The sequence below is a fragment of the Nocardia albiluteola genome, assembly GCF_018860155.1.
GTDB lineage: Bacteria > Actinomycetota > Actinomycetes > Mycobacteriales > Mycobacteriaceae > Nocardia > Nocardia albiluteola.
The window spans coordinates 865,461-887,210 of record NZ_JAHKNI010000001.1; the positions used below are offsets into that span (position 1 = coordinate 865,461).

Annotated in this window: 20 protein-coding genes; 10 read left to right on the forward strand and 10 right to left on the reverse strand. The window is 69.2% G+C overall.

Features of this window, described 5'->3' with window-relative positions:
* Positions 1–14: 14 nt before the first annotated feature.
* Together ispD and carD are read right to left on the reverse strand one after the other, a co-directional pair.
* Positions 15–755, reverse strand: coding sequence for a 2-C-methyl-D-erythritol 4-phosphate cytidylyltransferase (gene ispD, locus KO481_RS03840; protein WP_215915479.1), 741 nt, complete (start codon positions 753–755; stop codon positions 15–17).
* Between the two features lie 2 nt (positions 756–757).
* A complete protein-coding gene (gene carD / locus KO481_RS03845) occupies positions 758–1,246 on the reverse strand; it encodes an RNA polymerase-binding transcription factor CarD (protein WP_019931623.1) in 489 nt (162 codons plus the stop codon).
* A gap of 283 nt (positions 1,247–1,529) precedes the next feature.
* Here carD and KO481_RS03850 point away from each other — a divergent pair, with 283 nt between their 5' ends.
* From KO481_RS03850 to disA, 3 genes are all read left to right on the forward strand, one after another.
* On the forward strand, positions 1,530–2,255 hold the full coding sequence (locus tag KO481_RS03850) for a copper chaperone PCu(A)C domain-containing protein (protein WP_308166289.1): 726 nt from the start codon (positions 1,530–1,532) through the stop codon (positions 2,253–2,255).
* Between the two features lie 81 nt (positions 2,256–2,336).
* Positions 2,337–3,731 (forward strand): DNA repair protein RadA, encoded by a 1,395-nt coding sequence (gene radA, locus KO481_RS03855; RefSeq protein WP_215915481.1) that lies wholly within the window; start codon positions 2,337–2,339, stop codon positions 3,729–3,731.
* Positions 3,728–4,885: a DNA integrity scanning diadenylate cyclase DisA gene (gene disA / locus KO481_RS03860; protein ID WP_215915482.1), complete on the forward strand. Its 1,158-nt coding sequence runs from the start codon at positions 3,728–3,730 to the stop codon at positions 4,883–4,885. Before radA ends, disA begins: the two co-directional genes overlap by 4 nt.
* Here the strand turns inward: disA and KO481_RS03865 are convergent.
* Positions 4,872–5,552, reverse strand: a complete 681-nt coding sequence (locus tag KO481_RS03865; protein WP_215915483.1) for a hypothetical protein — start codon at positions 5,550–5,552, stop codon at positions 4,872–4,874. The genes disA and KO481_RS03865 overlap by 14 nt on opposite strands.
* 142 nt (positions 5,553–5,694) lie before the next feature.
* Complete coding sequence (locus KO481_RS03870; RefSeq protein WP_215915484.1) at positions 5,695–6,318, reverse strand: carbonic anhydrase; 624 nt, start codon at positions 6,316–6,318, stop codon at positions 5,695–5,697.
* 345 nt (positions 6,319–6,663) lie between these two features.
* Here KO481_RS03870 and KO481_RS03875 point away from each other — a divergent pair, with 345 nt between their 5' ends.
* Complete coding sequence (locus KO481_RS03875; RefSeq protein WP_245400253.1) at positions 6,664–7,581, forward strand: HhH-GPD family protein; 918 nt, start codon at positions 6,664–6,666, stop codon at positions 7,579–7,581.
* 166 nt (positions 7,582–7,747) lie between these two features.
* Here KO481_RS03875 and KO481_RS03880 read toward each other — a convergent pair whose 3' ends face one another.
* From KO481_RS03880 to kstR, 6 genes are all read right to left on the reverse strand, one after another.
* Positions 7,748–8,629: a metal ABC transporter permease gene (locus KO481_RS03880; protein WP_308166291.1), complete on the reverse strand. Its 882-nt coding sequence runs from the start codon at positions 8,627–8,629 to the stop codon at positions 7,748–7,750.
* A complete protein-coding gene (locus KO481_RS03885) occupies positions 8,626–8,763 on the reverse strand; it encodes a hypothetical protein (RefSeq protein ID WP_215915486.1) in 138 nt (45 codons plus the stop codon). Before KO481_RS03885 ends, KO481_RS03880 begins: the two co-directional genes overlap by 4 nt.
* Complete coding sequence (locus KO481_RS03890) at positions 8,760–9,533, reverse strand: metal ABC transporter ATP-binding protein (RefSeq protein ID WP_308166352.1); 774 nt, start codon at positions 9,531–9,533, stop codon at positions 8,760–8,762. The genes KO481_RS03885 and KO481_RS03890 overlap by 4 nt, the downstream gene beginning before the upstream one ends.
* 359 nt (positions 9,534–9,892) lie before the next feature.
* A complete protein-coding gene (locus KO481_RS03895) occupies positions 9,893–10,801 on the reverse strand; it encodes a metal ABC transporter solute-binding protein, Zn/Mn family (RefSeq protein ID WP_308166292.1) in 909 nt (302 codons plus the stop codon).
* A gap of 202 nt (positions 10,802–11,003) precedes the next feature.
* On the reverse strand, positions 11,004–13,577 hold the full coding sequence (gene otsB / locus KO481_RS03900) for a trehalose-phosphatase (RefSeq protein WP_215915487.1): 2,574 nt from the start codon (positions 13,575–13,577) through the stop codon (positions 11,004–11,006).
* 295 nt (positions 13,578–13,872) lie between these two features.
* A complete protein-coding gene (kstR, locus tag KO481_RS03905; RefSeq protein WP_215915488.1) occupies positions 13,873–14,544 on the reverse strand; it encodes a cholesterol catabolism transcriptional regulator KstR in 672 nt (223 codons plus the stop codon).
* Positions 14,545–14,694: 150 nt separating this feature from the next.
* Here kstR and KO481_RS03910 point away from each other — a divergent pair, with 150 nt between their 5' ends.
* Genes KO481_RS03910 through KO481_RS03935 form a run of 6 tightly spaced genes read left to right on the forward strand, consistent with a single transcriptional unit; the run spans position 14,695 to position 21,721 of the window.
* Positions 14,695–16,938 carry an acyl-CoA dehydrogenase family protein gene (locus KO481_RS03910; RefSeq protein ID WP_215915489.1) on the forward strand — a complete coding sequence of 748 codons (2,244 nt, stop codon included), beginning with the start codon at positions 14,695–14,697 and terminating at the stop codon, positions 16,936–16,938.
* Positions 16,939–16,965: 27 nt separating this feature from the next.
* On the forward strand, positions 16,966–18,030 hold the full coding sequence (locus KO481_RS03915; protein WP_215915490.1) for an acyl-CoA dehydrogenase family protein: 1,065 nt from the start codon (positions 16,966–16,968) through the stop codon (positions 18,028–18,030).
* A complete protein-coding gene (locus KO481_RS03920; protein WP_215915491.1) occupies positions 18,015–19,184 on the forward strand; it encodes an acyl-CoA dehydrogenase family protein in 1,170 nt (389 codons plus the stop codon). Before KO481_RS03915 ends, KO481_RS03920 begins: the two co-directional genes overlap by 16 nt.
* A gap of 10 nt (positions 19,185–19,194) precedes the next feature.
* A complete protein-coding gene (locus tag KO481_RS03925) occupies positions 19,195–20,139 on the forward strand; it encodes a bifunctional MaoC family dehydratase N-terminal/OB-fold nucleic acid binding domain-containing protein (RefSeq protein ID WP_215915492.1) in 945 nt (314 codons plus the stop codon).
* Entirely contained in the window at positions 20,136–20,552 is a 417-nt protein-coding gene (locus tag KO481_RS03930; protein ID WP_215915493.1) for a MaoC family dehydratase, read from the forward strand. Before KO481_RS03925 ends, KO481_RS03930 begins: the two co-directional genes overlap by 4 nt.
* Complete coding sequence (locus tag KO481_RS03935; RefSeq protein ID WP_215915494.1) at positions 20,549–21,721, forward strand: lipid-transfer protein; 1,173 nt, start codon at positions 20,549–20,551, stop codon at positions 21,719–21,721. Before KO481_RS03930 ends, KO481_RS03935 begins: the two co-directional genes overlap by 4 nt.
* The last annotated feature ends 29 nt before the right edge of the window (positions 21,722–21,750 follow it).

Below are 21,750 nucleotides of genomic sequence, written 5' to 3' on the forward strand. Positions count from 1 at the left end.
GGTGGCGGGATCGGTCACCGCATCGCTCCGGTGCTCAGTGCCTGTCCCGGTTCATCCCGTTCGGCCAGCAGGGTGCGGGCCAGGTGCAGGTCCAGCGGGGTGGTGATCTTGAAGGCCATCGGTTCGCCGGGAATCACTCGCACCCGGGCGCCGAACGCCTCGACCAGGGCGGCGTCGTCGGTCGCCTGCAGCCCGGCGGCGTACGCCCGGCGCAGCAGATCCGCCTCGAAGCCCTGGGGGGTCTGGATCGCGCGCAATCCGGCGCGGTCGGGGGTGCCGGTGACATCGCCCTGCGCGTCGACCGACTTGATCGTGTCGGTCACCGGGAGGCCGGGCACCACGGCGGAGTGACCGGCGCGCAGCTCGGCCACTACCCGGGCGATCAGGGTCGGCGGCGTCAGGGCGCGCGCCGCGTCGTGCACGAGGAAATGGGAGGCCTGCGGTGCGGCGGCAATTCCGGCGCGCACCGAATCGGTGCGCTCGGTGCCGCCGGGGACCACGCCGACCGGCACGGGGCATGCCGATCCGAGGTGGCCCGCGAGCAGGCCTTGCGCCTCGCCGACGAGTTCGGCGGGCGTCATGATCACGATATGGTCCACGACCCCGGACGCGATCAGTCCGTCTATTGCGAGTGTGAGCATGGGGCTGCCGCCGACCGGGACGAAGGCCTTGGGCATGGACTCACCCAGGCGTACGCCTTGGCCGGCGGCAGGCACCAGCGCCACAACACGACTGACGTCGTGCCGATTCTTCACGGTCAGGAGGCTGCTGCGAGAACCTCGTCGAGCAGGGTCTCGGCCTTCACATCGTCGGTGCCCTCGGCGAGGGCGAGCTCACCGACGAGAATCTGGCGGGCCTTGGCGAGCATGCGCTTCTCGCCGGCGGACAGGCCGCGGTCCTGTTCGCGCCGCCAGAGATCACGCACGACCTCGGCCACCTTGTTCACATCGCCCGAGGCGAGCTTCTCCAGGTTGGCCTTGTAACGGCGGGACCAGTTCGTCGGCTCCTCGGTGTGCGGCGCGCGCAGCACCTGGAAGACCCGATCGAGGCCCTCCTGACCGACAACGTCGCGGACGCCGACATACTCGGCATTCTCGGCGGGAACCCGTACGGTCAGGTCGCCCTGGGCAACCTTCAGGACCAGATACTCCTTCTGCACGCCCTTGATGGTGCGTGTCTCGATAGCTTCGATCAGCGCCGCTCCGTGGTGGGGGTAAACGACGGTGTCTCCGACCTTAAAAATCATGTGTCCCGTGCCCCTTTCGATGCTCACAGTTTAACATGCGACTCGGTAACGGCGCGATCAACGACGCAGGTCAGGGCCACAACAGCCGCACGGTGGGGGTTGACAGAACGAAACTCGTGTGCATCCTGTTGTGCCAGAAGGAGTTACGGCCGGGCGATCGCGGGCCGGGTGCGACACGGGTACCCGGAGGGGGCCTGCGGATCCGCGCGCCCGGCCAACTATTACGCTCCGTACTACTACTCTGCATCGTGGAGTGAGCCCGGTCGACATGGAGGGACAACCCGTGACTGCCCTGAAAGCCAACACCGCGTCCAAGGCGCCCCGTCGCGCCGTGCGGCGCAGTGCTGTTGCAGTTGCCGCGCTCGCCGCGGGCTCGGCGCTCGTGCTGTCGGGGTGCGGCGCCGGTCAGATCTCGCAGACCGCCGAGCAGGTTTCGGCGGTGAACGGCAACACCGCCAATGTCGGCGCCGTCGCCCTGCGCGATGTGCGGATCCTGCTGCCGCAGTCCGCGGATTACACCAACACCAAGGGCGGCAAGGCGCTGCTGGCCTTCAGCGCGGTCAACTCCGCACCGGACAAGACCGACGAGCTCAGCAGCATCACCACCGATCTGGGCACCGTGAACATCACCCCGGCCGATGCCGCGCTGGCCCCGGGCCGGGTCCTGGTCGCCGGTGCGCCGAAGGCCATGCCGCAGAGCGCCTCGACCAGCGCCGCGCCGACCAGCAGCGCCACCCCGACGAGCGGTTCCGCCGCCGCCACCAGCACTGCCGCCGCCACCAGCACCGCTGCGCCGACCGGCAGCGCCACCCCGCAGGCCGCGGCCACCACCTCGGCGCAGAAGCCGTCCGCCGGGGCGTCCACGCCGATCGTGGTCGAGATCGACGGCCTGAGCAAGGACATCACCCCCGGCCTGACCTACCCGGTGACCTTCAACTTCAAGGAAGCCGGCACGGTGCTGGTCAACATCCCGGTCGACGCGGGCACCACGCCTCGCAAACAGGGCTGAACAGCGGCTGTCAACACCCCTGAACGGCAGGCTCCGGCGAAGCATGCGAATTCTGTCGGAGGCGATCCTTAGGCTGCCCACGTGGTCAAGGTGAAATCGCTGTATCGCTGCTCCGCGTGCTCGCACGAGGTCGCCAAGTGGGTGGGCCGCTGCCCGGGCTGCGGCGAGTGGGGTTCGATCGGCGAGATGGCGGCCGCACCCTCGGGCGTGTCGGCCGGGCGGCGCGCGCTGCTGCCCTCGACGGCGGCGGCGCCGATCTCCACCATCGACTCCCAGACCACCCGCGCGCGCCCGACGGGGGTGAGCGAGCTGGATCGGGTCCTGGGCGGCGGCGTCGTGCCCGGCTCGGTGGTGCTGCTGTCCGGGGAGCCCGGGGTCGGTAAGTCGACGCTGCTGCTCGAGGTGGCCCACCGCTGGGCGCGGCAGCGCGACGAACGGGCGCTGTACGTGACCGCCGAGGAGTCCGCCGGGCAGGTGCGGTTGCGCGCCGACCGGACCGGCGCGGTGCACGAGCGGGTCTATCTCGCCGCCGAATCGGATCTGGCCACCATCCTCGGGCATGTCGAGCAGGTGCGGCCCTCGCTGGTCGTGGTCGACTCGGTGCAGACCATGCTGGTCGCGGACGCGGACGGGGTGATCGGCGGCGTGACCCAGGTGCGCGCGGTCACCGCCGCGCTGACCTCGCTGGCCAAGGCGAGCGGAATCGCGGTGCTGCTGGTCGGGCACGTCACCAAGGACGGCAGTGTGGCCGGACCGCGCACCCTCGAGCATCTGGTGGACGTGGTGCTGCAGTTCGAGGGCGACAGGCATTCCACGCTGCGCATGGTGCGCGGGCTGAAGAATCGCTTCGGCAGCGCCGACGAGGTGGGCTGCTTCGAACTACACGAGGACGGCATCGCCGGCGTGCCCGACCCGTCCGGGCTGTTCCTGCACCACCGCTCGGAATCGGTGCCGGGCACGGCGATCACCGTGGCGATGGACGGTAAGCGCCCGCTGCTCGGCGAGGTGCAGGGGCTCGCCGTCGGCACCGCGGTGCCCGCGCCCCGCCGCGCGGTCAGCGGCCTGGACTACAACCGGGTCTCGATGATTTTGGCGGTGTTGCAGAGCCGGTGCGGGGTGTCGCTGGGCAAGCACGACGTCTACGCGGCCACCGTCGGCGGCATGCGGCTGACCGAGCCGGGCGCGGATCTGGCCATCGCCCTTGCTATTACGAGTGCGGTGCGGGAAACGGCGCTCCCCAGCGGAATGGTGATCCTGGGCGAGGTCGGCCTGGCCGGTGAGGTGCGGCGCGTCACAGGAATCGGGCGTCGCCTCGCGGAGGCCGAACGACTAGGTTTCACACAGGCGCTGGTACCGCCGGGGGTGGACTGCTCCGGGCTCGCCATGAAGGTGCGTGAAGTGACCGATGTCGATGCGGCAGTTGCATTGAGCGGTCTGAAGAGACAACGAGGCAAGCGTGCGGAGGCCGCCGAATGAATCCTGGCCGTTGGGTCAGCAGTCTGCTCGGCAAGCCCGGTCCGGGCGCCGGGACACGGGGGAGTTCGGCCGCAGCGCAGGCCGCCGGCGTCAGGCTGCGCGAGGTGGTGTCGCGGCTGGTGCCGGGCACCGAGCTGCGTGACGGCGTCGATCGCATCCTGCTGGCGGGGACCGGTGCGCTGATCGTGCTGGGACACGACGAGGCGATCGAGCGAATCTGCGACGGAGGCTTCGAGCTCGATGTCGAATTCTCCCCGACGCGGCTGCGGGAGTTGTCGAAAATGGATGGGGCCGTGGTGCTTTCGACCGACGGCAAGTACATCCGGCGGGCCAATGTGCATCTGGTCCCGGATCCGGCGCTGCCCACGGTGGAGTCGGGTACCCGGCACAAGGCCGCCGAGCGCACCGCGGCCCAGACCGGTCATCCCGTCGTGTCGGTGAGCCGCTCGACCGGGATCGTCACGGTGTACCTCAACGGCTTCCGGCATCTCGTCCAGCCCTCCTCGGCGATTTTGTCCCGCGCCAACCAGGCGATGGGGACGCTGGAGCGCTACCGCTCGCGGCTGGACGAGGCCACGCGGCAGCTGTCGGTCGTCGAACTGGAGGACTTCACGACGCTGCGCGATGTGCTGTCCGTCGCGCACTGTCTCGAGCTGGTGCGCCGCATCGGTCGCGAGATCGATTCCGATGTCGGCGAACTCGGTGTCGACGGCCGTCAGCTGGCGCTGCAGCTGGCCGAGGTGATCGGCGAGACCGATACGCTGCGGCGGCTCATCCTGCGCGACTATCTGCGGGCGCATCCGGTGGGTGAGGCCGAACTCGACGCCGCCCTCGCGGAGCTGGACGCGCTGGTCGAGGTGGACCTGCTCGACCTGGTGAATCTTGCTCCCGCGCTGGGCTTTCCGGCCACGCTCGAGGCGCTGGACACCGCGGTCGGCCCGCGCGGGTACCGGCTGCTCGCCGAGATTCCGCGGCTGTCGCTGTCTCGCGTGGAATCGGTTGTCGAGGTGTATGGTTCGCTGTCCAGCCTGCTGTCGGCCACCGCCGAGGAGCTCGCGGCCCTCGACGGTATCGACCCGCAGCTCGCGCGCCAGATCCGGGAGGGGTTGTCCCGCATGGCCGAATCGGGCGGGGGCGTAGCTACCCGATATTGAACGGCTCGGGCGCGCTGTGGATCGATCCGAACTGTGCGCTGACAGCGTAGGCCCCCGCCGGCACCGGCACCCGCTCGCCCGCGCAGGCCGCCTGGGAGGTGGTGCCCGACCAGGTCAGGGTGAATGCCGCCTGCTGGCCGCCGTTGAGGGTGCGCACGTCGGGCGCGCCGCCGGAATCACAGTCGGTGCTCGTCCACAGGCGTCGTTGCCCGTCCAGCGACTGCACCGAGACCTGTTGCAGGCCCGAACCCATGTCGCGGGAGCAGGCCGCGGTCGAGATGTTGGTGATGACGATGCCGAATACCGGCTGCTGACCGGCCTTGTACGTGGGCTGGCCGACCGTGACCTTCACCGCCAGCGACTGATCGGGGCAGGGCGCGGGCGTCCCGGCCGCGGTGGCGTTGACCGAACCGGACGGCGTCGATGTCCCCGCGGCCGCGGTCCCGGAGGGCGTGGCGGCCGCCGAGCTGGTGGCGGACGCGCTCGGGGTTGTGGATGCGGACGACAAGGTGGCGGCGGCCTTGGACGCGGCCTTACCGCCGCCACTGTGTAGCAGCATGATCGCCAGCCAGATCACCAGGGCGAGCGCGACGACGATCGCCCCGATGGCGAGTGCGCGGCGACGCCAATAGATCTCCGGTGGCAGTGGTCCATTCGGTTCCAGCACACCACAACGGTAAGGGCACGATCGGGTACGCCCGGCTCACGGCCGCGGCGTGTCGGTATGTGTGAACTATGGTGTGCGGTACATTGCGCGGACTCGCCACACCTGGGTGCGGCATGCGCGTGGCGGCGCGGGGCTCGCCGATTCAGACGGTTTCGCCGATATTGCCGATCGAGCGGCGCAACTGCGCGCGGCCGTCCTCGAGCTTGTAGGTGACGCAGGCGATCGCGCATTCGCCGGTGGCCACGCGGTTGGAGATCGTCATCGACCGCTGCATGAGCAGCCGTCCGGTCTCCACCACGTGCCGTGCCTCGAGTTCGTCGACGCTGGTCAGGCCCTCACGGCGGCCGAGCAGCACGGACGGGGTGACCTTCTCGACCAGGTCGCGGATGAAACCGCCGGGAACGTTGCCGCCGTCCAGCGCATCGATGGTCGCGGCGACCGCGCCGCAGCTGTCGTGCCCCAGCACGACGATCAGCGGGACGTTCAGGATGTCCACGCCGTATTCGATCGAGCCGAGCACCGAGGAGTCGATGACATGGCCCGCGGTGCGGACCACGAACATGTCGCCCAGCCCCTGGTCGAAGATGATCTCCGCGGCAACCCGGGAGTCACCGCACCCGAAGAGGATCGCCGTGGGCTGCTGACCGCTGACGAGCTTCGCCCGGTCGGCCGCCCCCTGGCTCGGATGCTCCAGCGAGCCGCTGACGAACCTGTCGTTGCCCTCGCGGAGGGACTTCCAGGCTGTGATCGGGTTGGTATGAGGCATGTGTCCCATTTTCCATACGACGATGGTTACCGGCCAGTCTCGCAAGTAACGGCCGGGCAAATATCCGCGCAGCCGCCCCCGGCCGCCGCGGTGCGGCGATCGGCGCTGTGCGCTGGCGGAATGCTACGCGCAGGCGCGGGCTCGGGGTGGTGTTGGGCCGCGCTGTTCGCATGTGGCTGGTAAGTGACCGCACTTTCCTGGATGACCCTCGAATGCTACTCATGGTCTCATGCTGCGGCTGACCCGTCGTATGCCGCCGCGGCCCGGGGGTACCTCCGGATTCGATGGACGATGGGCGAGGTGAATCATGGTCGGTGTGATGGTGTGGCAGCGGGTTTCGTTCGGATGTGTCGGCGCGACGGTGCGGTTGTTCGAGCGGGTGGTGGGTGCGTGAGTATCGACTCCGATGTGCTGATCGACTGGTTTGGGGAGACGGCCCGGGATTTGCCGTGGCGGCGGCCGGGGGTGTCGGCGTGGCAGATTCTGATGAGCGAGATCATGTTGCAGCAGACGCCGGTGGTGCGGGTGGAGCCGGTGTGGCGGGAGTGGGTTGAGCGGTGGCCGGTGCCGTCGGCGATGGCGGCGGCCGCGCCCGGCGAGGTGCTGCGGGCTTGGGGCAAGCTCGGATATCCGCGGCGGGCGCTACGGCTGCACGAGTGCGCGCAGGTGCTGGCGGCCGAGCATGGCGACGAGGTGCCGGGGGATGTCGAGGTGCTGCTGGGGCTGCCGGGTATCGGTGCGTATACCGCAAGGGCGGTGGCCTGTTTCGCCTACGGACAGCGAGTTCCGGTGGTGGACACCAATGTTCGCCGCGTCGTCGCGCGCGCGGTGCACGGCCGGGCGGAGGCGGGTAACCCGGCGGCGCGCGACCTGGCCGAGACCGAGGCGCTGCTGCCCGCTCGAATCGACCGCGCCGCAACATTTTCCGCGGCCTTGATGGAACTGGGTGCGATCGTCTGCACCGCTCGCACGCCCGACTGCGACGGCTGCCCGCTGCCGCAATGCGCCTGGGTCGTCGCCGGTCGCCCCGCCTCGGACGTGGTGCGCCGCACCCAGAAGTACGACGGCACGGACCGCCAGGCCCGCGGCCGCCTCCTGGACGTCTTGCGCGCGGCCTCCGGCCCCGTCGAGCGCACCGCGCTGGACCTGGCCTGGACCCGGGACCCCGGCCAGCGGGCTCGGGCTTTGGACTCCCTGCTCACCGACGGCCTGATCGAGCAGACCCCGGATGGTTTGTTTGCCCTCGCAGGGGAGGGTGGCTGACCCGGGCGGCGATGTGGGGTATTGACGTTTGGATGGCCTGCCACGTCTCGATGAGGGCCGCTGGCATGGGGTGCAGCCGCCGCTGACGGCGGCTTCGGCTACCTCATCACGTACGGGACGGGCCGGGCCGGGCCGGTGGCGGATGGGCCAGCGGCGCCTTCGAGGGTCAAGCCGGGACGGGGACGCGTCGGGCACCTCGGGTCTTCGAGCCGACGAGTCGGGCTATCAGGTAGATGGCGAACGAGATTGTTGTCACGAATGTCGATACCGGGACGCCCGGGGCCAGGGACAGGATGATCCCGCCCACCGCCGCGATCTCCGCGAAGACGATCGAGAGGATGGCCGCGCGCAGGGGGCTTGCGGTCAGTTGGGCGGCGGCCGCGGCGGGAGTGATCAGGAGGGACAGGACCAGGAGGGCGCCCACTATCTGGACGCCGAAGGCGGCGGTGATGCCGAGCAGGACGGCGAAGACCACCGAGAGGGCCCGCACCGGAACTCCGCGCGCCACGGCGACTTCCGGATCGGTGCTGGCGAAGAGCAGTGGGCGGTAGACGAAGGCGAGCACGAGGAGCACGCCGACCGTGCAGATGGACAGCAGCGACAGGCCGGTGTTGCCGACGCTGACCACTTGGCCGGTGAGCAGCGAGAACTTGGATCCGGCGCGGGTGGGGCCCAGCCAGAGGAACAGCACGGACAGGCCGAGGCCGAACGAGAGCACCACCGCGATCACCGAATCGCGTTCCCGCGCACGCGATCCCAGCAGGCCGAACAGCACGGCCGCGACGACCGAGCCGATGATCGCCCCGGCGCCCACCCCGATCCCGGCCAGCAGCGCCGCGGCCGCGCCGGTCAGCGACAGCTCGCTGGTGCCGTGCACGGCGAACGACATCTGGCGGCTCACGATCAGCGGCCCGATCGCCCCGGCCAACAGGCCCAGCAGCGCAGCGGCCAGCACGGCCTGCTGGACGAAGTCGTAGGACAGCAGGTCGGCGGTCGTGTGGAAGTCCGGCAGCTTGGTGAAGATGTCCGAGAGAGTGTTGTCCTTCACGAGATGGTGTCCTTCCCGCGGTCGGCAGGTCCGATACCGAAGGCGGCCAGTCGAATCGGACGTCTCGGAATCGAGTCGGCGGTGGTGTGCCGGTAGAGCCGCTGGGTGGCTTGGCCGGATGACTTGTCCTTCATGCCTGTTCTCCCGCCGCTTCGCCGGTGCCGACGACGACCAGACGCCCGCGCACGCGCAGCACGTCGACCTCGGTGCGATACAGCTCCGAGAGCACCTCGGAGGTCATCACCTCGTCGGGTGTGCCGATCCGGAATTCGCCCTCGACCAAATACAGCACCCGATCCACCAGCGGCAGTACGGGATTGATCTCATGGGTGACGAACATGACGGCGGTGTCGTGGCTGCGCCGGCGCGCGTCGATCAGCTCGGCCACCAGCCGCTGATTGGCCATGTCCAGGCTCAGCAGCGGCTCGTCGCACAGCAGCACCCGCGGATCGCCGACCAGTGCCTGGGCCACCCGCAGCCGCTGCTGCTCGCCGCCGGACATGGACTCCAACGGTGCGTGCGCGTAATGCTGCGCGCCCACCTGCGCGATCGCGTCGGCGACCTTCCGCTTGCGCTCCTTGCGCCCGCGCCAGCCCAGCCCCCAGCGATGCCCGTCCACGCCGAGCCCGACCAGATCCACCCCGCGCAACGGCACCCCGGAATCGATCGTCTTCTGTTGCGGCACATAGCCGATATGCGGATTACCCACCCGAGCGGGCGAACCCGCGACCTCCACGCTGCCCGCGCTGGGCGCCAGCTGTCCCAGCAGCATCCGCAGCAGCGAGGTCTTCCCGGATCCGTTGGGTCCCAGGATCGCAATGAACTCCCCGGGAGCGACCTCCAGATCCAGTCCCTCCCACAGCGTCCGCTCCCCATAGGACAGCCGCGCTCCCCGAAGTCGCACCGCGGGTGTACCGCCCGGCGCCGAGCCCTGCCGATCCGCAGGCGTGGTGTGGGCGACCGTGCCTACGGCAGGGGATTTCTCACCCACGGAATCGTCGATTGCGGGGCCGTCGAGTCCGGCGGGTGCGCCCGCGCCGGGGCTGTCCTCGAGGTCGACCGGCCCGGGGCTCGATGCTGTCAGCTCAGGTTCGCCGCCCTCCGCGTGGTCGAGCGATACTGCGGCAGGGGGTTTTTCGTCGTCAAGCCGAGTGGCATTGCGGTGGCCGGCCGTTGCCGGGGCGTCGGTATCGGGATCCGAGTGCGGCCCGGCGGATTCGGCGGTGACGCGGGAGGTGCTGGTGGACATGGTGTTTCCTGCGATCAGCTCAGGGCCGCGGCCAGTGCCTTGGCGTTCTGGGTCTGCCAGCCGACGTAATCGGTGCCCTGCGGCAGGGTTTCGGTGACGTTCACGACCGGAACGCCGGCGGCCTTCGCGGTGGCCGCCACATTCTGGGTGGTCTTGTCCTCGGTCTGGATGTTGTAGACCAGGGCGTGAACCTGCTTGCCGGTCAACAGGCCTCGCACGGCGGCCACATCGGCGGGGGCCGGATCGGTGCCCTGCTCGATGGCCTCCTCGAAGGGGTGCGGGGTGCGATCCTCGGCCTCGGCGGCCAGCAGCAGATAGTGCGCGATCGGTTCGGTCTGCAGCACAGGGGCCTTCGGGTGCGTCACGGCGATCTCGTCGGTGATCGTGCTGACGTTCTTGAGCCGGGACTGGAACTGGATGAGGCGGTCGTTGTAGGCCTGCGCGTGCGCGGCGTCGACGCCGGCGAGATCGCCGGCAATCTTGGCGGCAACCGCGCTGACGGTGTCCAGGTTGTAGAAGATGTGCTCGTTGGCATCGCTCGCGAGTGGGGCGGGACGCAGGTCGAAGGCGTTGATGGTGGGCTTGGCGCGCCCGGCGGCGGCCTTCTCGGCGAATTCGTCGTAGTGCCCGCCGTTGTAGACGACCAGGGCCGCATCGTGGATCTTCGCGGCGTCCGTCGGGGTGGTCTGGTACGAGTGCGGATCGTCGGTGGGGCCGTTGATGATTGAGGTGACCTCCGCGTCCGGGCCCGCGATGGCGGCCGCGACGCTGCCCCAGACGTTCGTCGAGGCGACGATCTCGGGCTTGCCGGAGGCAGACTTCCCGTTCGACTCGTTCGTCGAGTTTCCGCAGGCGGCCAGTGTCGCGGCGGTCGCGACCCCCAGAGCGATGACGGCAATCCGGGTGGTGAGGCTTCGGGGCACGCGACGTTCTCCTGGCGCTACTGCATAACGGAAACGGAAACGATTTCCATTTGAATGTAGCTCACGCGTCCAGAACCACCGGTATCGATCTGTCTGCTTTGTCCTGTGACACCCGACACCCCGGCCGGAACCGAACCAGCCCCCTTGACCGGCGAAACGGTCGAGGGGGCTGATCAGGGTAGGTGTAAAGCGGCCTAGCGAATCACTGCGCCAGCGCCGCCACCGGCTGGCTCAGCAGCTGGGCGCAGCGCAGCAGACCCAGGTGGCTGTACGCCTGCGGATGATTGCCGAGCGAGCGTTCGGCAACCGGGTCGTACTCCTCGCTCAGCAGCCCGGTCGGCCCGGCCACGTCGATGAGCTGCGCGAACAGTGCCTCCGCGTCGGACCGCTTGCCGATCAGCAGGTACGCCTCCACCAGCCAGGCCGCGCACAGGTGGAATCCGCCCTCGCCGCCGGGCAGCCCGTCGTCGTGGTGGTACCGGTACACCGTCGAGCCGCTGCGCAGCTCCGCCTCGGTGGCCACCACGGTGGCGGCGAACCGCGGATCCGACGGATCGATCAGCCCGCTCAACCCGATGTGCAGGGTCGCGGCGTCCAGATCGGTGCCGTCGTAGGCGGCGGTGAAGGACTGCACGTCGTCGTTCCAGCCCTTGGCCTTGACCTCGTCGGCGATCGTCTCGCGCAACTCGGCCCAGGCCGGATCGGCCAGCCGGCCGAACTTGCCCGCGAGCCGCAGCGCGCGGTCGACGGTCAGCCAGCCCATCACCTTGGAGTACACATGATGGCGCGGATTGCCGCGGATCTCCCAGATGCCGTGGTCGGGCTCGTTCCAGCGCCGCTGCACCGCCGACACCATGGCGATCACCAGCTCCCAGTCCCGATCCGGCAGCACCTTGGCGGGATCGGTCATGCCCTTGTGCTCGCGCGCCTCGGCCAGTGCGGCAATGAGATCCACGATCGGGCCGAACACGTCGAGCTGCACCTGCATATTGGCCGCGTTGCCTACGCGCACTGGCCGCGAGCCCGCGTAACCCGGGAGCTGGTCCAGCACGGCCTCGGGGCCGAGGGTCTCCCCGTAGAGCGTGTAGAGCGGGTGCAGGCGCTCCGGCCCGGCCAGTGTCTCCAGTACCCGGTGCACCCAGGCCAGGAAGTTCTCGGCCTCGTTCAGCGAGCCCAGCGCCACCAGTGCATGCGCGGTCAGCGAGGCATCGCGCAGCCAGCAGTAGCGGTAATCCCAGTTGCGCACGCCGCCGATCTCCTCCGGCAGCGAGGTGGTCGCCGCTGCGAGGATGGAGCCCGAGGGCGCGTGTACCAGCCCGCGCAGGGTCAGCGCGGAACGCTTCATCAGGTCGGGCTTGAGTGGTGGCAGCTCGAGCTGCTCGGACCAGTCGCGCCAGTACAGCTCGGCCTCGCGACGCCGGTCCGGCTCGCTCACCATGGCCGGGGCCAGATCCGAGGTGCCGCACCGCATTTCGAGCACCACCGGACCGCGGGACGGATCGATAACGGCGGTGGCGAACTGGTGGATGCCCTCCTCGGCGATCGTCCACTGCACGCCCGGGGACCGCAGCACGATCGGGTCGTTGGTGCCGTGCACCCGCAGCCCGGACGATTCCTGCACCAGCGTGACGGGTACCTGCCCGAATTCCGGGCGCGGTGCGAAGGTGACCACAGCCTTGGCGTCGCCGGTGATCACGCGGGTCAGGTCGGTGCGCTCGGGCGCGGTGTCGTGCGGCAGGTAGTCCACGACCTGCAGGCTGGCCCAGCGGGTTTCGACGGTCATGGTGCCGTCGATGTAGCGCTGGGACAGCGGTAGCCCGGGACGCTCGGGCACGACGGTGAAGTGCCCGGACTCCGAGCCGCCGAGCAGGTGCGCGAACACCGCCGCCGAATCGGGTTCGGGATGGCAGAACCAGGTGATGGTGCCGTCGGGGGTCACCAGGGCCTTGGCACGGGGGCTGGCCAGCATGGTCAGCCGCTCGATTCGGGGGGCCGAGGAACCGGCCAGCCAGGTGCGGCGCTCCTCGAGCAGGAACGCCAGGGCCATGGACACCTCCTCGGTACTGGCGACCCGATAGTCGGCCTGACTCTCGCCCTCGCCGACCTTGATCCCGACGTCCGGTCCGGCCAGGCGCGCGAACGCCTTCTCGTCGGTGACGTCGTCGCCGAAGAACACCGCGGCCGAGGCGCCCTCCTGATGCCGGATGACGTCCAGGGCGGCGCCCTTGTCGGTCTGGATGACCGCCAGCTCGATGACGGCCTTGCCCTCGGTCACCTGCACCCCGACCCAGCTGGCCGGGCCCTGGCCGGCCTGCTGCAGCGCGCGCCGGCCCACCTCGGGGGCGGCATTGCGGACGTGCAGGGCGACACTGGCCGGTTTGACCTCGACCGAGGCGCCAGGATTGTCCTGGGCGATCCTGGTCAGCGCGCTCTGCACTTCCTGCAGCAGCTGTTTGGCGTCGTTGTCGATGGCATGGACGAAGCCGACGTCGAATTCCGACCCGTGGCTTCCGATTAGCTGTACCTCGACCGGGAGGCGAGACAGAGCCGCGAGATCTCGCAGAGCCCGGCCGGATATGACGGCCGCCGTGGTGGCGGTCAGACCGGCGAGCGCGCGCAGTGCGCTCACCGATTCACGTTGGGGGTAGGCCTTCGCCGGGTCGGAAACGATGGGTGCGAGTGTCCCGTCGTAGTCCGAGGCGACTAGTAGCCGTGGCATACGGGCTACCGCCGCCAACGCACGGCGAAGTTCGATGGGCAAATCCTGTGCGCTCACGCATCCAACCTAGGTGATCGGAGGAGATTTTCAGGGCGCGGGAAACCTTACTTGGTGGGGATAGCGCGTGCGTTCGCGCAGTGATACAAGATGTTTACGATTGCCTCGCCGTGCGCATCCCCGATTGTGCGAAGTGCTGCTGTACGTTAGCTGGTTGCCCTCCGAGCGTATCGGCCAACCCGGGGGGAATCGGTGTGTCGCCGTCGGATTCGCCGCGTGTCTGCCGCCCGGAATGTCCGGGACGGGAACTTTAGCAAATTTCTGGCCATGCCTCGGCGGAACGCGGCGCCGGGTGTCAGGACGGGAAGTCGGTTGCCGAGCCGAGCAGCAGGTCGACCGTCAGCTCGAGGCGTTCGGCGACATCGGTGGCCGAGGCGCGCCGGGTCAGCCAGGCCACCAGGTTCGACAGCCACACGTCGCTGATCACGCGGGAGATGGCCAGCTCGCGGTCGGTGGGCTCGTCGTCGCTCAGTGCGCGGGCGAAGAACCGGTCCATCACCCGGCCGACGCGATCGACCTCGGCCGCGGCCGACGCGTCGGCGAACATGAACGCGCGCGTCATGGCCTCGGTGAGCAGCGGGTCGCGCTGCATGGCGCGGGTGACCTGGGTCAGCATCAGATGCATGCGCTCGCGGGCGTTCTGCCCGGCCAGCGGCTTGCGCTTGCTCTCGAACTGCTCGAACTCGCGGGCCAGCGCCGACACCAGCAGGTGCACCTTGGACGGGAAGTACCGGTACAGCGTGCCCACCGCAACGTCGGCACGCTCGGCCACCGCGCGCATCTGCACCGCGTCGTACCCGCCCTTGGAGGCGAGGGCCAGGGTGGCGTCGAGGATCCGCTTGCGGCGCTCGCGCTGCGCGGTCGAGCTGAGTTCGTCCTCACTGAGCGTGGACACCGGCGTGGTGCGCGAACGGTTGCCGTTCTGCCCACTCGCGTCGGCTGCCTGCTCTCGGGAGGGGCTGGCCATCGGTGTAAGTCCTTTCCTGCACAAGCCGTGTTCCGTCGGGCCGGTGCGTTTGGCGTTGCGGTAGCCGGGATCGGCGCTTGACTTCCGCCCGACCTAGATATTAGAACATGTTCTAGGTGTGGCAGTCACGCCGGGAAGGCGGTACGGAGTGTGACCATCGCCACCAGTGACGAGCATAAAGCCGTCCAGGAGTCGATGCGCGGATGGGCGGCGACTGTCGGCCCGATTGCAACAATGCGCGCAGGTCTTGCCGGGGCGGAGCCGGCGGCGGCAGCGCAGCGCGAGCACGCGGGCGCCCCTGGCGGTTCCAATGAGCCTGCGGCCGCCAATTTCTGGCGCGGGTTCTGGCCGAGCCTGGTAGGGCTCGGCGTCTTCCGCGTCGCCGTCGCCGAAGGCGCCGAGGACGCAGACGGTTCCGTGAGCGACCTGGCCGTGCTGATCGAACAGGCGGCACACGATCTGGTGGGCGGTCCGGTGCTGACGACGGCGCTGGCCGGACTCGTCACGGGCGCGGCCGTGGCCGAGGACACCCCCTGCGGGGTATCCCTCGAGGAGCCGGTCGTGGTGCCCGGCAACGGTTCCGGCGATCTCGAACTCACCGGAGCCTGGGAGACCGTCATCGGCGCCGCCGCGGGAACCGCCGTGCTGCTGCCGGTGCGACGGGACGATCGCGACGCGTGGTGCCTGGTCGCCCCCGAGGCCGCAGGCCTGCGCATGGACACCCTCGAGCCGCTGGACCGCAGCACGCCGCTGGCGCGCGTGGAATGCACCGGCGTGCGGGTACCGGCGGAGCACGTCTTCGAACCGGCCTGCGCGGTACGGGATCTGGCCGCGGTGCTGGTCGCCGCCGAGGCCGCCGGGATCGCCGGCTGGTGCCTGGAGACCGCCACCGAGTACGCCAAGGTCCGTGAGCAGTTCGGACGCAGGATCGGCGAATTCCAGGCGGTGAAGCACCTCTGCGCGTGGATGCTGTGCCGCGCGGAGCTCATTCGCGCGGTCGCGGCCGACGCCGCCGGAGCCGTGGACGCCGGCAGCGACGAGCTGCCCCTGGCCGCCGCCATCGCGATGACGATCGCGCTGGACGCGGTCGTCGAGACCGCCAAGGACTGCATTCAGGTGCTCGGCGGCATCGGCTTCACCTGGGAGCATGACGCGCACTTCTACCTGCGCCGGGCGGTCGCGCTGCGGCAGCTGATGGGCGGCTCGGCCCCCTGGCGGGCGCGGGTGACCGAGCTGGTGCGCGCCGGGCAGCGCCGCACGGTGGGCCTGGATCTGGGCTTCGGCGCGGGCGCCGGGAGCGACGCGCAGGCATGGGAGGCGGTCGGCCTCGACGCCGCCGACGCGACCGAGCTCGCCGCGGATCTCGCCCGGATCGGCGCACTCCCGCTCGAGCAGCAGCGAGATGCGCTGGTGGACACCGGACTTCTCGCCCCGCACTGGCCCCGGCCGTACGGCCGGGGCGCGGGCCCGATCCTGCGCACGCTCATCGACGAGCAGGTGCGGGGCGCCGGAATCACGGTGCCCGACATCCAGATCGGCAACTGGGCGGTGCCGACCCTGCTGCAGCACGGCAGCCGCGAGCAGGTCGAGCGCTTCGTGCGCCCGACGCTGCGCGGCGAGGTGATCTGGTGCCAGCTGTTCAGTGAGCCGGGGGCCGGATCGGATCTGGCGGCGTTGCGCACCACCGCAACTCGCGTCGAGGGCGGCTGGCGGCTGCAGGGGCAGAAGGTGTGGACCTCACTGGCGAACGTCGCCAACTGGGGGATCTGCCTGGCCCGCACCGATGCGAATGTGCCCAAGCACAAGGGCATCAGCTATTTCCTCGTGGATATGAGCAGCCCCGGAATCGAGATTCGGCCGCTGGTCCAGATCACCGGCGAGGCGAAGTTTTCCGAGGTATTCCTGGACGAGGTATTCGTCCCGGATGAATGTCTCGTCGGCGAACTGGGCGCGGGGTGGAAAATCGCGCGCTCCACGTTGTCCAACGAGCGGGTCGCCATGGGCGGCAGCGGAATCGGTAGCGAGCTCGAGTCGCTCATTGCGGCCGCGCCGGATTCCGGGACCGGCGCGGAACTGATTGCCGACCGCATCGGCGCGCTGGTATCGGATGCGGTTGCGGGACTATTGCTGGAAACCCGGGCCGCGCAGCGCATGTTGGTCGGCATCGACCCCGGGCCGCAAAGCAGCGTCAGGAAACTGGTCGGCGTGCGGCACCGCCAGGCGGTGGCGGAATTCGCCGTGGAACTGGCCGGTGTCGCGGGCGCGCGGGAAACGGAAGTGGTGAAAGAATTCCTGTTAACACGCTGTTTGTCGATTGCGGGCGGCACCGAGCAGATCCTCTTGACCGTGGCCGGCGAACGGATTCTCGGGCTCCCGCGCGAAACGCAGGCCTAGGTCCACACCTCAATCGGGAGCTATGAATTGGACTTCAACAGGGACGAGAGTCAGGACGCTGTCGCCGAGGTTGTCGTAAGTTTGCTAGAACGCAATAGCGCGCGCGATATCGAACTATGGCCGACCCTGATCGAGAGCGGTCTGCTGGCGGTGGCGCTGCCGGAGCGTTTCGGCGGCGACGGAATGGGCCTGCTCGAGGTGTCGGCGATGCTGACCGAACTGGCCACGGATGCGGTGCGGACACCGGCGCTGGCCACCCTCGGATTCGGGGCGCTGCCGCTGATCGACCGGACTCCCGACGCGCTGGCGGAAAAGATATTCGCCGCCGTCGCCAAGGGCGCGGTGCTCACCGCGGCGCTGCACGAGCCGGGCTCGCCGTTCACGGCCGAACCGCAGACCGTCGCGGTGCGGGACGGCGATGCGGTGCGCGTTACCGGCCGCAAGATCGCCGTGCCGTATGCCGAGCAGGCCCAGTGGATGCTGGTGCCGACCGATTCCGGCATCGCGGTCGTGGACGGCGATGCCCGGGGGATCACCCGTACGGCGAGCCCCTCCTCGGACGGAACGCCGGAATTCTCCGTGCATTTCGATCAGGTCGCGATCCCCGCGGAGCAGCTGCTGCCCGGCGGGATCGCCGAGCTGCACCGGCTGGCGCTGGCCTCGATCGGCTCGGTCGCGGACGGGCTGCTGAAGGGCGTACTGACGCTGACCGCGGAACATGTGCGCACCCGGCATCAGTTCGGGCGGCCGCTGGCCGAATTCCAGGCCGTCGCACAGGAAATCGCCGATGTGTACGTGGTGTCGCGCACGCTGCACGCCGCGGCGCTGTCGGCCAACTGGGCCCTGGCGCAGGACGACGACAGCCCCGCGCATCGGGAACGGATCGATGACGATTTGGAGGTGCTGGCCTACGCCGTCGCCTCGGATCTGCCCGCGGCCATGCAGAGATGTCATCACCTGCACGGCGGCATCGGGGTCGACGTGACCCACCCGCTGCATCGCTACTACTCACAGGCCAAGGACCTCGCCCGCTGGCTCGGCGGCGCGTCGTTCCGGCTGGACCGTTTGGGAGCCCGATGTTCATCGATCTGACGCCTGAACAGCGCGTGCTGCGCGCCGAATTGCGTTCGTATTTCGCCGATCTCGTCACTCCCGAGGAGGAGGCCGAGATGGCGATCAATCGCCACGGCGATGCCTACCGTGCGGTGGTGCGCCGCATGGGCCACGACGGCTGGCTCGGCGTGGGCTGGCCGAAGGAGTACGGCGGGCAGGGATTCGGTCCGGTCGAGCAGCAGATCTTCTACAACGAGGCGGTGCGCGCGGACGTGCCGCTGCCGTTGGTGACGCTGATGACCGTCGGCCCGACGCTGCAGCAGTTCGGCACCGAGGAGCAGAAGCAGAAGTTCCTGCCCCCGATCCTGTCCGGCGACGTGCACTTCGCGATCGGCTATTCCGAACCGGAGGCCGGGACCGACCTGGCGGCGCTGCGCACCAGCGCGGTGCGCGACGCCGGTGGGGACTGGATCGTCAACGGGCAGAAGATCTTCACCACGGGCGCGCACGAGGCCGACTATGTCTGGCTGGCCTGCCGCACGGGCACGACCGAGTCGCGGCACCGCGGCATCACGATCCTGATCGTCGATACCAAGGATCCGGGCTACTCGTGGACACCGATCATCACCTGCGACGGCGCGCACCACACCAACGCCACGTATTTCGACAGCGTGCGGGTGCCCGCGAACATGCTTGTGGGCGAGGAGAACCGCGGCTGGAAGCTGATCACCACCCAGCTCAATCACGAACGCGTGAGCCTGGGGCCCTCGGGCAAGATCGAGCAGCTCTACGACCGGGCGCGTGAATTCGCGCTGCGGCAGGGGGTTCTCGGCGAGGCCGACGTGCGCCGGTCGCTGGGCCGGTTGCACGCGATGGTCCGGCTCAACGAGCTGCTGAACTGGCAGGTGGCCGCCAACCACGATCAGGCGGACGCCGATCCCAACGGTGTCATCGCCGATGCCTCCGCGACCAAGGTCTTTTCGACCGAATCGCTGCAGGAGGCCGGGCGGCTGGTGGAGGAGATCGTCGGCCGCTACGGCGACCCGGCCGATCCCGCGACCGCGGAGCTGTTGACCTGGCTGGACCGGCGCACCAAGCAGAACCTGGTGGTGACCTTCGGCGGTGGGGTCAACGAGATCATGCGCGAGCTCATCGCCACCGCAGGGCTGTCGCTGCCGCGCGTACCGAGATAGGAGTCGAGCAGTGCCGGAAACCATATCGGCGGACGAGATCGTCGCTGCCGGAGAACGGATCTTGGCGAAGGGAGAGTGCGCCCCCCGCCACGGCCGGGATCCGGTGAACCAGCCGATGATCAACAACTGGGTCGAGGCCATCGGCGATGCCAACCCGATCTATGTCGACGAGGATGCCGCCAGGGCCGCCGGGCATCCCGGTATCGTCGCGCCGCCCGCGATGGCGCAGGTGTGGACGATGCCCGGGCTGCACGGGGCCCGGCCGTCGGACGATCCGATGAACGAGGTCAACGACCTGCTCGACGCCGCCGGTTACACCTCGGTGGTGGCGACCAACTGTGAGCAGACCTATCACCGGTACCTGCGACTGGGCGAGAAGCCCTATGCGCGTACGCGTCTGAAGGACCTCACCGGACCCAAGCGCACCGCCCTCGGCGAGGGATGGTTCGCGACCTACCTACTGACCTGGTATGTCGGTGACGAGCCGGTCACCGAGATGTCGTTCCGGATGCTGAAATTCGCGCCCGGGACCGGCAAGCCCGCTGCGCCGCAGGACGACCTGAGCAAGCGGGTGCGGCCGATCGTCTCCAAGGACACCGAATTCTTCTGGGAGGGCACCAAACTCGGCGAGCTGCGGATCCAGCGGCTGCCCGACGGTACGCTGCGGCATCCGCCGATCCCGGCGCTGTGGCAGGACAAGGCGAAGGACACGGACTACGTGGTCGCCTCCGGCCGCGGCACCGTCTTCAGCTACGTGGTGCACCACGCGCCGAAGGTGCCCGGGCGCACGCTGCCGTTCGTCGTGGCGCTGGTGGAGCTCGAGGAGGGCGTGCGCGTGCTCGGCGAGCTGCGCGGGGTCGAGCCCGATCAGGTGCGCGTGGACATGCCGGTCGAGGTGGCCTTCGAAAAGCTCGACGATGACAGCACTGTGCCGTATTGGAAGGCGGTTCGATGACAACGACGCTTTCGGTGTCCTCCGTGCAGGTCGGAACGACGCTGCCGGAGCTGACCATTCACGCCGATCCAACCTTCGTGGTCAGCAGTGCGCTGGCCACCAGGGACTTTCAGGACGTGCACCACGACCGCGACAAGGCCGTGCAGCGGGGTTCGAAGGACATCTTCGTCAACATCCTCACCGATACCGGGCTGGTTCAGCGGCTCGTCACCGACTGGGCCGGGCCCGGGGCGATCGTGAAATCCCTTGCGCTGCGGCTGGGTGTGCCGCTGTACGCGGGTGACACGCTGACCCTGTCCGGCACCGTGACCGCCGTCGAGGGCACGCGCGTGGACATCGATGTGATCGGGCGGGACAGTCTGGGCGACCACATCACGGCCAAGGCCGTTATCGAATTGCGGGAGCGGGCATGAGCGAGCTGAGCGGCAAGTCCGCCATCGTCGGCATCGGCGCGACCGATTTCTCCAAGGATTCCGGGCGCAGCGAGCTGCGCCTGGCCGCCGAGGCGGTCACCGCGGCGCTGAACGACGCCGGGTTGAAGCCGGCCGACGTGGACGGCCTGACAACGTTCACGATGGATACCAACACCCAGGCCGCGGTGGCCCGCGCCGTGGGCATCCCGCAGCTGAAGTTCTTCAGCCACATCGGATACGGCGGCGGCGCGGCGTGCGCGACCGTGCAGCAGGCGGCGATGGCCGTGGCCACGGGCGTCGCGGACGTCGTCGTGGCGTACCGGGCGTTCAACGAGCGCTCCGGGCATCGGTTCGGGCAGTTCTCCACCCAGCTCGCCGCCGCCCCCACCTCCTCGGGCGTGGACGCGGCCTGGTCGTATCCGCAGGGCCTGGGCACCCCGGCCGCGCAGGTGGCGATGGTGGCCCGGCGCTACATGCACGTCTACGGCGCCACCAGTGCGGATTTCGGCCGGGTCGCGGTGGCCGATCGCAAGCATGCCGCGGTGAATCCGGCGGCGCACTTCTACGGCAAGCCGATCACGCTGGAGGAGCACCAGAATTCGCGCTGGATCGCCGAACCGCTGCATCTGCTGGACTGCTGCCAGGAGACCGACGGCGGCGTGGCGATCGTGGTCACAAGTGTCGAACGGGCACGGGATCTTCCACAGAAGCCGGCCGTGATCGTCGCGGCCGCACAGGGTTCCGGCGCCGATCAGTACGTCATGACCAGCTACTACCGGGACGCGATGAGCGGTCTGCCGGAGATGGGACTGGTCGGCGAACAGCTGTGGGCGCAAAGCGGTTTGCGCCCCGACGACATGCAGGCAGCGATCCTGTACGACCACTTCACCCCGTTCGTCCTGATGCAGCTCGAGGAACTCGGCTTCTGCGGGCGCGGTGAGGCCCGGGATTTCATCGCCGACGGGGCCATCGAGATGGGTGGGCGGCTGCCGCTGAACACCCACGGCGGTCAGCTCGGCGAGGCCTACATTCACGGCATGAACGGCATCGCCGAGGGCGTGCGCCAGATCCGTGGCACCTCGGTGAATCCCGTTGCCGACCTGCGGAATATCGTCGTCACCGCCGGCACCGGCGTGCCGACCTCGGGCCTGGTGCTCAGCACGAACTGATTCCGGTTCCAGGTCCGAACCCCAACGCC